Genomic DNA, 12,250 nt, shown 5'->3' on the forward strand with positions numbered 1-12,250 from the left:
GCAATTCTCTACGATAATCGCAAGTCTGAGGCTTCGCAGAAGACTGTTCCGAATCCTATTCCTGCGTCCGCAACACCTGCGCCGGCCGCGCCGCCAGGGGCCGCAGCGCGAACAGAAGCCCCGCCGCCATGGTCGCAAAGACCCCGCCCGCCACGATTGCCACCGCCGAAACAGGCTCGAAGAAGTAATCCGCCTCCATCACGAAGACCATCACCGCCCATCCGGCAAGGCCCCCCGCGACAATGGCCACGATCCCCGCCGCAGCCCCCATCAACCCCGACCGCAAGGCGAAACTCGCCAATATCCGCCCCCGCGTCGCGCCCAGCGTCTTCATCACCGCCGCCTCATAGACCCGCGCACGTTCCCCCGCCGCCGCCGCCCCGATCAGCACGACGAACCCCGTCACCAAGGTCGCCGCCGCCGCCCAGGCCGTGGCCGTCGCAATCGCCTCCAAAGCCTCGGTCACGCGGTCGATGGCATCCCGGATGCGGATCGCCGTCACGTTGGGATAGGCCCGCGCCACATCCCGCAGGATTGCCGCCTCTGCCGCTTCCTCCGCATAGACGGTGGAGATGAAGGTATGCGGCGCCCCCTGCAAGGCCGCCGGGTTCATCGTCATCACGAACCCCATCCCGGCGCTGGAAAAATCCACCTGCCGGAAAGAGGTGATCGTCGCCGGGATATCCCGCCCCAGCACATTGATCACCAGCGCATCCCCCAGCTTCAACCCGATCTCCTCGGCCTCTTCCGCCGCAAAGGACACCTGCGCCGGGCCGGTGTAATCGGCGGGCCACCATTCGCCCGCCACGACCCTGGCATTCTCCTGCGGCTCGGCCGAATAGGTGATCCCCCGGTCGCCCCGCACCACCCAATGCTCGCCCGCCACTTCCTTCGCGGGCCGCCCGTTGATCTGCGTCAGCACCGCGCGCAGCATCGGCGCGCTTTCCACCTTGCTCACGGCCGGGTCCGTCTGCACCCGCTCCAGAAAGCCCGCGATCTGGTCGGGCTGGATATCGACGAAGAAATAGCTCGGCGCCCGCTCCGGCAGGTCGGTCGCAATCGCCGCGCGCAGGTTGGCGTCGATCTGCCCCACCGCCGCCAGCACCGACAGGCCCAGCCCAAGCGACAGCACCACCGCCCCCGCCTCCTCCCTCGGCCCGCCGATGGAGGCCAGCGCCAACCGCAGCGCCACGCGCCCCCGCGCCAGCCCCGCCCGCGCCATGCCCCGCGCCAACCGACGCAGGCCCCAGGCCGCCCCCGCCAGCACGATCAGCGCGGCAATCACCCCGCCCGCCGATCCCAGCGTCAATTCCCACGTGCCCGAAAACCACACCGCCCCGCCGATCAACAGCACCGCAAGCCCTGCAATCGCCAGCAGATGCCGCGCCGCAGGCATCCCCCCGCGCCCCGATCCACGATAAAGCGCCGCCGCCCGCACCCCTTCCGTCCGCGCCAAGGGCCACAGCGTAAACAGGAAGGCCGTCACCAGCCCATAAAACGCCGCCTCCAGCAATGGCAGCAGATAGACCCCCACCTCCGCCGGAAACGGCAGCGCCGCCTCGATCACACCGCCGAACAGCACCGGCACCGCCGCGCCCAGCATCAGGCCAAGCGCAACCCCGATCCCGGCCAGAACCGCGATCTGCAAAAGATAGATGCGGAAGATCAGCCGCCCCTCCGCGCCAAGCGTCTTCAACGTGGCAATCGTCGCGACCTTCCCCTCCAGATAGGCCCGCACCGCCGCCTGCACGCCCACGCCGCCCACGGCCAAACCGGCAATCCCCACAAGGATCAGGAAAGACCCGATCCGGTCCACGAACCGCTCCACCCCCGGCGCGGCGCGGCGGCTGTCCTGCCAGCCCATGCCGCTATCGGCGAATTCCGCCTCGGCCCGCGCCTCCATCGCCTGAAGGTCCGTCCCCGCAGGCAGCAGCAGCCGATATTCCGTCTCGAACAACGACCCCGGCTCCAGCAACCCCGATCCTGCAAGGTCCGCCGTCCGCACAATGGTGCGCGGGCCAAGCGAGAAGCCGCCATTCGCGCTATCCGGCTCGCGCAGCAGCACAGCGCCCAGCCGGAACTCCTTCACCCCCATGCGGAACCGGTCGCCCACCGACAGCCCCAGCCGCTCCACCAGCACCTTGTCCATCGCCACGCCCGGAAGCCCCTCCACCGTGGCCAGCGCCCCCGGCAGATCGCCGCTCTCCAGCACCACCGAACCCAGCAGGGGATAGGCGTCATCCACCCCCTTCACCTGCGTCAGCGCCGTTTCGTCACCCAGCGTCACCATCGACCGGAAATCGACGATCTCGGAAACCCGCTCGGCCACGCCTTCCATCCAGGCCCGCTCCTCCTCGGTGGCGAAGCGATAGGTGAACTCCATCTGCGCATCGCCGCCCAGCAGCACCGCGCCCTGATCAGCCAGCCCCTGCTGGATCGAGGCCCGCACAAGGCCCACCGCGGCAATCGCCGCCACGCCCAGCGCCAGACAGGCCAGAAACACCCGGAATCCCTTCAGACCCCCCCGCAACTCGCGCCGCGCAATCCGCCATGCCAGACTCACCCCGCAACCTCCGGCGCGACACGCCCATCCTGCAACCGCACCACCCTGTCACAGCGCGCCGCCAGTTCCGGCGCATGGGTCACAAGAACCAGCGTCGCCCCATGCCGATCCCGCAACCCGAACAGCAGATCCATGATCGCCGCCCCGTTCACCCCGTCCAGATTCCCCGTCGGCTCATCCGCCAGCAATATCGCGGGCCGCGGTGCCGCCGCCCGCGCCAGCGCCACCCGCTGCTGCTCGCCCCCCGACATCTGGCTCGGGTAATGCCCCATCCGCGACCCCAGACCCACGGCCACCAACTCCGCCTCGGCCCGCGCGAAGGCATCGGAAACGCCCATCAACTCCAACGGCACCGCCACATTCTCCAAGGCCGTCATCGTGGGCATCAGATGGAAGGACTGGAACACCACCCCCATCTTCCCCCGCCGGAACCGCGCCAACCCATCCTCGTCCATCGCCGTCAGATCCTGCCCCAAGGCGCGCACCTCGCCCCCCGTGGCCCGCTCCAACCCGCCCATCAGCATCAGCAGCGACGACTTCCCCGAACCCGACGGCCCCACCAGCCCCACGGTCTCGCCCGCATGAACTTCCAGTGATATGCCTTTCAGGATATCGACCGGCCCCGCATTTCCCGCCAAAGTCAAACGCACATCCTTCAGCGCCAGAACCGTATCAGTCATGAAAACCGCCTTCCAACTGTCCAAAGCCAGATATGGCGCGCCTCGCTGCATGCGCAACATCACATTGGCGACAGCCTCTGTAACGCTTCTCGCCCTCGCCCCCGTCGCTGCACAGGCCGAAACCATCATCGTGGCCCTCGGCGACAGCCTGACCGCAGGCTACGGCCTGCCCGAAGGCGATGGCCTCGTCCCCCAGCTTCAGAACTGGCTCACCGCCCAAGGCTCCGACATCACCGTCATCAACGCAGGCGTCTCCGGCGACACCTCGGCGGGCGGCCTCTCCCGCCTCGACTGGTCGCTCACCCCGGAAACCGATGCCCTCATCGTCACCCTTGGCGGCAACGACCTGCTCCGCGGCCTTCCCCCCAGCGAAACCCGCTCGAACATCGACAGCATCGTCAAACAGGCCACCGACCGCGGCCTGAAGGTCCTCATCGTCCCGATGGAGGCGCCGGGCAATTTCGGCCCCGACTACAAGGCCCGGTTCGACGCCCTCTACCCCGAAATCGCCACCACCCATGGCGCGGCCATCACCCAACCCTTCTTCCGCCTGCTCGACGCCACCGCCACCGATCCCGGCCAGATCGCCCAATGGATGCAGGCCGACGGCATCCACCCCAACAAGGACGGCGTGGCAAGGATCGTCGAAAGCCTCGGCCCCGCCGTGCTGGACCTCGCCTCCCGCCCCGCGAACTGACGCGAAGGGATGCTCGCCACCCTGATCCAAACCCTCGCGATCGCTGGCTTCTTCTGCCTCTGGCTCGGCTTGGCGCTCCTCGCGCTCTCAGTCGTCCTCCGCCTCTTCCTCAACCCCGGCTACTGGCAAAGCCTCTCCCTCCCCTTCCGCGACCGCTTCGCCAGACAGGGCGAGGTGATGAATCATGCCTTCCAATCCTCCGGAAAGTCCCGCCTCAACCGCGCGGGCCAAATCCTCGGTGCCATCGGCCTCTCCCTCCTCATCTTCACTGGCCTCCTCTGGCTCGCCCTCCGCATCCTTCAGGGCCCGCCCGCCTGAGACCCGCCCCGCTGACATCCTCTCCTGCGCCCGCTGCTTCATCTTGGCCCAAATACCCACTTTACGCCCTCACCACCCGCACCACGCCCGGGCCTTCATCCCCCCTTGCAACTCCCCCACGCCCGTCCGATGACTCCGCAGCAGACCGGAGCGTCCCATGTCCCTCATCCCCGCCCTGAAATCCCTGCTCGGTGACAGTCACGTCCTCACCGGCCCCGACATGGCCCGCCATGCCAGCGACTGGATGGGGAATTACCATGGCACCCCCCTCGCCGTCGCCCGCCCCGGCTCCACGGCGGAAGTCGCCGCCACGGTGAAACTGGCGGCAGAACACGGCATCCCGGTCATCCCCATCTCGGGCAACACGGGCCTCACCGGCGCCACCTATACCGAGGGCGGCCTCCTCCTCTCCACCGAACGGCTGAACCGCATCCGCGAAATCCGCCCCGCCTCCCGCATCGCCATCGTGGAATCCGGCGTCATCCTGTCGCGCCTCCACGACGCCGCCGAAACCCATGGCCTCTACTTCCCCCTCTGGTTCGGCGCGCGCGGCTCCGCCATGATCGGCGGCGTCCTCTCCACCAATGCCGGAGGCTCCAACGTCCTGCGCTACGGCTCCACCCGCGCGCTCTGCCTCGGGCTGGAGGTGGTGCTGCCCGATGGCCGCGTCCTCAACCTCATGTCCGAACTCCACAAGGACAATTCCGGCTACGATCTGAAAGACCTCTTCATCGGGGCCGAGGGCACGCTCGGCATCATCACGGCCGCCGTGATGAAACTCGTCCCCGCCCCCCGCGCCCATGCCACGGCCACCCTCGCGGCCCGCTCGCTTCCCGACGCGCTCACCCTCCTGAACCGCCTGCAAGCGGCCAGTGGCGGCCTGGTCGAAGCCTTCGAATACATGCCCGCCGACTATATGGCCCGGCTGGAACGCATCCGCCCCGACCTCGGCATCCCCTTCCCGGCGCATCGCGACTGCACCATCCTCGTCGAACTCGCCGCCACCTCCCCCGCGCTTGCCACCGAAACGCCGCACGGCACCCTCCCCCTCACCGACCTGCTGGAGGAAACCCTCGCCCAGCTCATGCAAGACGGCCTCATCCTCGATGCCACCATCGCCCGCTCCACCACCCAGCGCGCGGCCATGTGGGCGCGCCGCGAAGCGGCCGCCGAAATTGGCGCGGCGGTCAAACCCATGATCGACAGCGACATCGCCCTGCCCCTCGACCGCGTGGAAACCTTCCTCACCCGCATCGCGCCCCGCCTTGCCGACATCGCCCCCGGCGCGGAAACCGTGACCGTCGCCCATCTGGGCGATGGCAACCTGCATTTCTCCGTCTATCCCGGCGATCCCTCCAGGGCGCTTTACGACCGTGTCATCCACGCCATCGAGGATATCGTGCAAGACCTCGGCGGCTCCTTCTCCGCCGAACATGGCGTCGGCCTGTCCAAGCTCAACTCCATGGCCCGCCGCAAGGACCCGGTCGCGCTTGACCTCATGCGCGCGATCAAACAGGCCATCGACCCCGGCAACCTGATGAATCCCGGCAAGGTGCTGCCGCCGAAAGACGCCTCCGAATGACCACCCTTTCCGTCCTGCGCGACCCGACCCTGCGCCTGATCGCATGGGCGCTCCTTCTGCTCGGGGCGCTCAATGCCTCGGTCTATCCCTATCAGTCGCTGGTGGGGATCGAACGGCTGGGCCTGTCGGAACCGGCCTTCGCGCTTATCCTCGCCCTTGCCTCGGCGGTGTCGGTCTCGGCCTCGGTCCTTCTCGGCATCCTGTCCGATCAAAGGGCCAACCGCCGCCGCATCGCCCTGCTGACGGCGGCCTCCGGCACCCTTGGCGTGGGGCTGATGCTCGTCGCGCCCTCGCCGCTGACCTTCGCGCTTTGCCACGGGATCCTGTTCCCGGTCGCCACCTCGCTTTACGGCCAGCTCTTCGCGCTGGCCCGCCTCGCCCGCGATGATGGCGGCGCGGCGCGGGATGCCATCCTCGCCACCCTCCGCTCGGCCCTCTCGCTCAGCTTCCTCGGCATGCTGGTCTTCTGGACCGCCGCCTTCGGCTGGGGGCTCGACGTGATGTCGGTCTATGTCTCGGCCACGCTGGCCGCCGTGATCCTGACGACGATGCTGCACCTGCGCTGGCCGCGCGATGGCCAGACCGCCTGGCAGGATCGCCCCTCCGGCCTGAACTTCCGCCGCGCCTTCGCCGAAATCGCCGAACCCCGCATCCTGATCCGGCTGCTGCTTCTGGGTGCCATCGCCTCGGCGGGCAATCTCTACATGATCCTGACAGCGCTGGTCTTCGATGCCTCGCCCAGCCGGGATGCCGGGGATGTGGCGCTCTATATCGGCCTGGTGGCTGGGTGGGAGGTGCCCTTCATGCTGCTTCTGCCGCTGATCACCCACCGCTTCCGCCGCGCCACGCTGATCGCGGCGGGCACGGCGCTTTATGTCACCCATCTGGCCCTGATGCCGGTGCTGACGGAAACCGCCTGGCTCTGGGCGCTGACGCTGCTTGCCGGGCTGGGCGGCACGGCGATCCTGACCCTGCCCATCGCCTATTACCAGGATCTGCTGGATGGCCGTCCGGGCGCGGCAGGGGCGATGATCGCGTTGCAACGGCTGGCCGCCGAATTGCTGGCCGCCGCGGCCTTCGCCCTCGGCGCGGTGCTTGGCGGGGGCCATGCGATCACGGCCCTGATGGGCGCGGCCATCGCCCTGATCGGGGCAGGCGCCCTCCTCTGGATCGACCGCAACCGCAGCTAGGCGCTGTGTGAGGCGAGACAGACGCCACGGAACCTGACGCAGTCCGGGTGCCCCGGTCCGGACCCGTTTTCTGTGTCAGAAAACGGCGCGAAATCTGCGTCAGATTTCGCCTTCAGCGCCAGCTGAAGAACCCCGACGGCGCGCGCCCCAGAAGCTCTTCCGCCAGATCGCGCCCCAGCGCCGCTGCATCGGCAACGCCGCCCCGCCGCGCGCCGGTGATCGACTCGCTGCCATCGGGCCGCAGGATCTCTCCCCGCAGCCAAAGCTGATCGCCCTCGATCACCGCCAGCCCCGCAATCGGCGTCTCGCAGGAACCGTCCAGCCGCGCCAGCATCGCCCGTTCGGCGGCCAGCCGCACACCCGTCGGCCCGTCATGGATCGCGGCCAGCATCGCCGCCACCCGCTCATCCGCCGCGCGCCGCTCTACCCCGATCGCGCCCTGCGCCACGGCGGGCAGCATCTCTTCCGGCGCAATCGCCGACCGCGCGACATGCGCCATCCCCAGCCGGTTCAGCCCCGCCATCGCAAGGAAGGTGGCAACCGCCACCCCCTCCTCCAGCTTGCGCATCCGCGTCTGGACGTTCCCCCGGAATTCCACCAGCTTCAGGTCCGGCCGCCGCAGCGCCAGCTGCGCCCGCCGCCGCAGGCTCGACGACCCCACCACCGCCCCCTGCGGCAGATCGGCCAGCGACGCCACCCCCGGCGACACGAACCCATCCCGCACATCCTCGCGCGGCAGATAGCAATCCAGCACCAGCCCCTCGGGCTGCACCGTGGGCATGTCCTTCATCGAATGCACCGCGATGTCGATGCCGCCGTCGATCAGCGCCTCCTCGATCTCGCGCGTGAACAGGCCCTTGCCCCCGATCTCCTTCAGCGGCTTGTCCAGGATCTGGTCCCCCGTCACCTTGATCACCACGATCTCGAAGGCCGCGTCCGGCAGGCCGAAGGCCGCCCCCAGACAGCGCCGCACCTCATGCGCCTGCCACAGCGCAAGGGGCGAACCTCGGGTTCCGATCTTCAACGGCTGGGCGGGGGAGGGGAGCGGATTTGTCATGCCCCAAGGCATACAACTGTCATCTTTGCCTGACAACTCTTGACAAGGCCGCGCGGCCAGCCGACGCATGATCCATGACCGCGCTCTACCTCACAGCCCTTGCCGCCTCGGCCCTGCTGCTGACCATCGCCTTCCGGATGGAACGCTCGGCCATCCGCCAGCGGATCAACGGGGCGGGCGGTCTGACGCTTCTGGCGGCCTTCATCACCTCGGCCTCGGCCACCATCCCCGTCGCCGCGCTGGCCTGGTGGGCCGATGGGCCGACCGCCGCCGCCATCGTCCTTCTGATCTCCGCCCTCTGGCACCTTGCCGCCTGGCGCCTAGCCCTGGGTCGCCTGCAATCCCTCATCGCGGCCCGCGCGGCCGACCCCACGAAAGCCAGCCCATGACCAAAGCCACCAAGACCATCCTGCGCGCCCTTGCCGGTGAAACCCTGCCCACCCCGCCGATCTGGATGATGCGCCAGGCGGGCCGCTACCTGCCCGAATACCGCGCCACCCGCGCGCAGGCGGGGGATTTCCTGTCGCTCTGCTACACCCCCGACCTCGCCGCCGAAGTCACCCTGCAACCGATCCGCCGCTACGGCTTTGACGCGGCGATCCTGTTTGCCGACATCCTGCTCCTGCCACAGGCGCTGGGCCCGAAACTCTGGTTCGAAACGGGCGAAGGCCCGCGCATGGAAACCACCACCACGATGGATCAGGTCCGCGCGCTCAGGCCCACCTCCGCCATCCACGACACGCTGTCGCCCGTCTACGAAACCGTCCGCATCCTTGCCCGCGAACTGCCCCGCGAAACCACCCTCATCGGCTTTGCGGGTGCCCCCTGGACGGTCGCCACCTACATGATCGCCGGACGCGGATCGAAAGACCAGGGCGCCGCCCATGCGCTGAAGAACACCGACCGCGCCACCTTCACCGCCCTCATCGACCGCATCACCGAAGCCACCGTCGAATACCTCTCCGCGCAAGTCGACGCCGGGGCCGAAGTCGTCAAACTCTTCGACTCATGGGCCGGATCGCTGAAAGGTCAGGATTTCGAGGATTTCGCCGTCAAACCCGCCGCCGCCATCATTTCGGCGATGAAGGCCCGCTACCCCCACCTGCCCATCATCGCCTTCCCGCGCGAGGCGGGCGAGGGCTATATCGGCTTCGCCGCGAAAACCGGCGCCGATTGCGTGGCACTGGACAACTCCATTACCCCGGAATGGGCCGCACAGAACGTCCAGCCCACAGGCTGCGTCCAAGGCAACCTCGCCCCCGAACACATGGTCACGGGCGGCGAGGCGCTGATCCGCGAAACCCGCCGCGTGGTGGATGCCTTCCGCAACGGCCCCCACATCTTCAACCTCGGCCACGGCATCACCCCCGACGCCAACCCCGACAATGTGCAACTGATGATCGACACGGTGCGCGGGGCCTGATCCCGCCACCTTGCCGCCCGCGCGGACAGGGCATAGGCTGCCCCCGAAGGGACCAGCCATGCCACCCCCCGCCATACTCGAAACCGTGATCTACGCCGCAGACCCCGATGCCTGCGCCGATTTCTACATCCGCCTCTTCGGCTTTTCCGAACAACGCCGCGTCAAGGGCCGCTTCGCCTTTCTCCGCGCGGGCGACCAGATGCTTCTGATCTTCGCGCCCGGCCCCGCCTCCGATCCGGCACAGCAATCCGGCATCCCCACCCATGGCGCCACAGGCCCCGGCCATATCTGCTTCCGCGCCGACAGCAGGCAAGACCTGACCCATTGGCGCGACCGCCTCGCCGCCCTCGCCATCCCTGTCGAACACGAACAGGACTGGCCCGCCGGGGGCCATTCGATCTATTTCCGCGACCCCGCCGGAAACTCGGTCGAGATCGCCGAAGCCCGCATCTGGGGCCTTACATGACCCTTCCCCTCTGGGTCTGGGCCGCGCTGATGGGGGCCATCGCCCAGACCGGGCGCAATGCCACGCAGGCGGGGCTGACCACCGCGCTTGGCACAGTGGGCGCGACGCAGGTGCGCTTCCTTTTCGGGCTGCCCTTCGCGGCCGCCTTCCTGCTGATCCTCACAGTCTGGACCGGGTCGCCCATCCCCCTGCCCGGCCCCGCCACGCTGGGCTGGACAGCCCTCGGCGCCTGGGCGCAGATCGCGGGAACCGCGCTCATGCTGCTCTTGATGAAGGACCAGAGCTTTGGCGTCGCCACCGCATGGCTGAAGACGGAACCCGTCCTCGTCGCGCTCCTTGGCGTCCCCCTGCTGGGTGATCACCTGACCCCCGGCACGCTGACCGCCATCGCCATCGCCACGGCCGGCGTCCTGATCCTGTCCATCAAGCCCGGCCCCACCCTGGGAAGCCTGTTCCAGACCCGCCCCGCCGTGCTCGGCCTGCTGTCGGGCCTTGGCTATGGCCTTGCCGCCATCGGCTTTCGCGGCGGGATCACGAACCTGCCCTCGGGCGATTTCCTCACCCGGGCGCTGACCACCCTCACCCTTGCCCTTGCGATCCAGTCCGCCACGTTGCTGATCTGGCTGGCACTTTTTGATCGCAAGGCGCTGGCCGGTTCCTTCCGCGTCTGGCGCACATCACTTGCCGCAGGCTTCCTTGGCGCCTTCGCCTCGGCCTGCTGGTTCACCGGCTTTTCGCTGACCTCTGCCGCCAATGTCCGCACGCTGGCGCTGGTGGAAATCCCCATGGCCCAACTCGTCGCGCGGCTGCATTTCCGGCAGCGCACCACCCCGCGCCAATATCTCGGCATGGCGGTGATCCTTGTCGGCGTCGCGGCCCTGCTCTGGCAGCAGGGCTAGGCCAGAAGCCCCCGCAGCACCGCCAGCGCAGCCTGCCCATCGGCATCCTCGGCCGCGACAAAGACCGCCACCGTCGCCACCATGCCCAGCTTGGCCTGCATCGCCGGGCGGATCGTCAGCACGAAGCCGCCCTCGTTGAACGCCACATCCTCCACCGCGTCCTTCGCGGCAAAGATCTCGTCCGACACTTCCAGATACAGCCCCTTCCGGTCGCCCGGTCGGCCCTCGAAGATCACATAGCCATCTTCCGGGTCCTCGCTCGCCGCGAAACCCACGGCATGTTCGCCGCCCTCGGTATCGGCCCAGAAGGCCCGTGCCCTGATCTCGATATCCGCCGCGTTCCCGCCCATGCCCCGCACCCCTTCGCTTCACCGCGCGCCGTTTACAGGCGGGCGGGCGTCAAGTCCACTTGGCAATCGGCGGCAGGCTCATCAGCACGGCATTGGCGTCATGCCCGGTTTCCAGCCCGAACTTGGTGCCCCGGTCATAGACAAGGTTGTATTCCGCATAAAGCCCGCGATGGATCAGCTGCGCCTCGCGGTCGGCTTCCGTCCAGGGCGTGTTCACCCGCCGCTCGGTCACCGGCACGAAGGCGGGCAGGAAATGCCGCCCCACCTCCTGCGTGAAGGCGAAATCGGCCTCCCAGCTATCCGCGCCCGCGCCGCCGGTGTTCAGGTCATCATAGAAGATGCCCCCCACACCCCGCGCCCGGCCCCGATGGGGCACGAAGAAGTATTCATCCGCCCAGGCCTTGAACTTCGGGTAATAGCCCGCGTCATGCAGGTCGCAGGCCGCCTGCATCTGGCCGTGGAAATGCGCCGTATCCTCGGGGTATTCCAGCGCGGGGTTCAGGTCGGCCCCGCCCCCGAACCACCAGGCATGCGGCGTCCAGAACATCCGCGTGTTCATGTGAACCGCCGGGCAATGCGGGTTCACCATATGGGCGACAAGGCTGATGCCGCTGGCCCAGAAGCGCGGATCGCGGTCCATCCCCGGCACGCCCCGCGCGGCCATGGCCTTCTGCGCCCGCTCGCCCAGCGTGCCATGAACCTCGGACACGTTGACGCCCACCTTCTCGAAGACGCGGCCCCCGCGCATCACGCTCATCAACCCGCCGCCACCATCGGCGCGCACCGTCGGCGTCACCTCGAACCGCCCCGGCACGCCTTCGCCGAACCGGTCCTCCAGCCCCTCGAACCCCGCCACGATCTGATCGCGCAATTCACGGAACCAGGCGGCGGCACGCGCCTTGCGGGTATCGAACAGGTCGGTCATCTGTCTCTCCAGGTTTACACTTCCATGCCTAGCACCGCGCCTCGCGCTCGCCAACATGGCATTTGGCATCCCCCCCTCCCCCGCGCTATCACGGTCAGAA

At 68.4% G+C, this 12,250-nt stretch carries 13 protein-coding genes; 8 read left to right on the forward strand and 5 right to left on the reverse strand.

What is annotated here, in order from left to right; translation table 11 throughout:
• Window positions 1-55 precede the first annotated feature (55 nt).
• Together G5V65_RS00175 and G5V65_RS00180 are read right to left on the reverse strand one after the other, a co-directional pair.
• The gene (locus tag G5V65_RS00175) at window positions 56-2,563 is read right to left on the reverse strand and encodes an FtsX-like permease family protein (protein ID WP_165046404.1); all 2,508 of its coding nucleotides are present in this window, start codon (window positions 2,561-2,563) and stop codon (window positions 56-58) included.
• The gene (locus G5V65_RS00180; RefSeq protein ID WP_165046405.1) at window positions 2,560-3,243 is read right to left on the reverse strand and encodes an ABC transporter ATP-binding protein; all 684 of its coding nucleotides are present in this window, start codon (window positions 3,241-3,243) and stop codon (window positions 2,560-2,562) included. The genes G5V65_RS00175 and G5V65_RS00180 overlap by 4 nt, the downstream gene beginning before the upstream one ends.
• 49 nt (window positions 3,244-3,292) lie before the next feature.
• On the opposite strand from G5V65_RS00180, the gene G5V65_RS00185 reads away from it, so the two are divergent.
• From G5V65_RS00185 to G5V65_RS00200, 4 genes are all read left to right on the forward strand, one after another.
• Window positions 3,293-3,940 (forward strand): arylesterase, encoded by a 648-nt coding sequence (locus G5V65_RS00185; RefSeq protein WP_165046406.1) that lies wholly within the window; start codon window positions 3,293-3,295, stop codon window positions 3,938-3,940.
• A 9-nt stretch (window positions 3,941-3,949) separates the two neighbouring features.
• Window positions 3,950-4,258, forward strand: coding sequence for a hypothetical protein (locus G5V65_RS00190; protein ID WP_165046407.1), 309 nt, complete (start codon window positions 3,950-3,952; stop codon window positions 4,256-4,258).
• Between the two features lie 157 nt (window positions 4,259-4,415).
• A complete protein-coding gene (locus tag G5V65_RS00195; protein WP_165046408.1) occupies window positions 4,416-5,840 on the forward strand; it encodes an FAD-binding oxidoreductase in 1,425 nt (474 codons plus the stop codon).
• On the forward strand, window positions 5,837-7,030 hold the full coding sequence (locus G5V65_RS00200; RefSeq protein WP_165046409.1) for a hypothetical protein: 1,194 nt from the start codon (window positions 5,837-5,839) through the stop codon (window positions 7,028-7,030). The genes G5V65_RS00195 and G5V65_RS00200 overlap by 4 nt, the downstream gene beginning before the upstream one ends.
• 112 nt (window positions 7,031-7,142) lie before the next feature.
• Here the strand turns inward: G5V65_RS00200 and hemC are convergent, their stop codons facing one another.
• Window positions 7,143-8,087, reverse strand: coding sequence for a hydroxymethylbilane synthase (hemC, locus tag G5V65_RS00205; protein WP_165046410.1), 945 nt, complete (start codon window positions 8,085-8,087; stop codon window positions 7,143-7,145).
• Between the two features lie 74 nt (window positions 8,088-8,161).
• Between hemC and G5V65_RS00210 the strand changes: the two genes are divergently transcribed.
• Genes G5V65_RS00210 through G5V65_RS00225 form a run of 4 tightly spaced genes read left to right on the forward strand, consistent with a single transcriptional unit; the run spans window position 8,162 to window position 10,875 of the window.
• Window positions 8,162-8,476, forward strand: a complete 315-nt coding sequence (locus tag G5V65_RS00210; protein ID WP_165046411.1) for a hypothetical protein — start codon at window positions 8,162-8,164, stop codon at window positions 8,474-8,476.
• A complete protein-coding gene (gene hemE / locus G5V65_RS00215) occupies window positions 8,473-9,510 on the forward strand; it encodes a uroporphyrinogen decarboxylase (protein ID WP_165046412.1) in 1,038 nt (345 codons plus the stop codon). Before G5V65_RS00210 ends, hemE begins: the two co-directional genes overlap by 4 nt.
• A gap of 58 nt (window positions 9,511-9,568) precedes the next feature.
• Window positions 9,569-9,976 carry a VOC family protein gene (locus tag G5V65_RS00220; protein WP_165046413.1) on the forward strand — a complete coding sequence of 136 codons (408 nt, stop codon included), beginning with the start codon at window positions 9,569-9,571 and terminating at the stop codon, window positions 9,974-9,976.
• Window positions 9,973-10,875, forward strand: coding sequence for a DMT family transporter (locus G5V65_RS00225; protein ID WP_165046414.1), 903 nt, complete (start codon window positions 9,973-9,975; stop codon window positions 10,873-10,875). Before G5V65_RS00220 ends, G5V65_RS00225 begins: the two co-directional genes overlap by 4 nt.
• Here the strand turns inward: G5V65_RS00225 and G5V65_RS00230 are convergent.
• On the reverse strand, window positions 10,872-11,225 hold the full coding sequence (locus G5V65_RS00230) for a hypothetical protein (protein ID WP_165046415.1): 354 nt from the start codon (window positions 11,223-11,225) through the stop codon (window positions 10,872-10,874). The genes G5V65_RS00225 and G5V65_RS00230 overlap by 4 nt on opposite strands.
• A 49-nt stretch (window positions 11,226-11,274) precedes the next feature.
• The gene (hemF, locus tag G5V65_RS00235; RefSeq protein ID WP_165046416.1) at window positions 11,275-12,150 is read right to left on the reverse strand and encodes an oxygen-dependent coproporphyrinogen oxidase; all 876 of its coding nucleotides are present in this window, start codon (window positions 12,148-12,150) and stop codon (window positions 11,275-11,277) included.
• Window positions 12,151-12,250: the final 100 nt, after the last annotated feature.

Origin of the sequence: Paragemmobacter kunshanensis (assembly GCF_011059185.1) — a bacterium.
Taxonomy (GTDB): Bacteria; Pseudomonadota; Alphaproteobacteria; order Rhodobacterales; family Rhodobacteraceae; genus Paragemmobacter; species Paragemmobacter kunshanensis.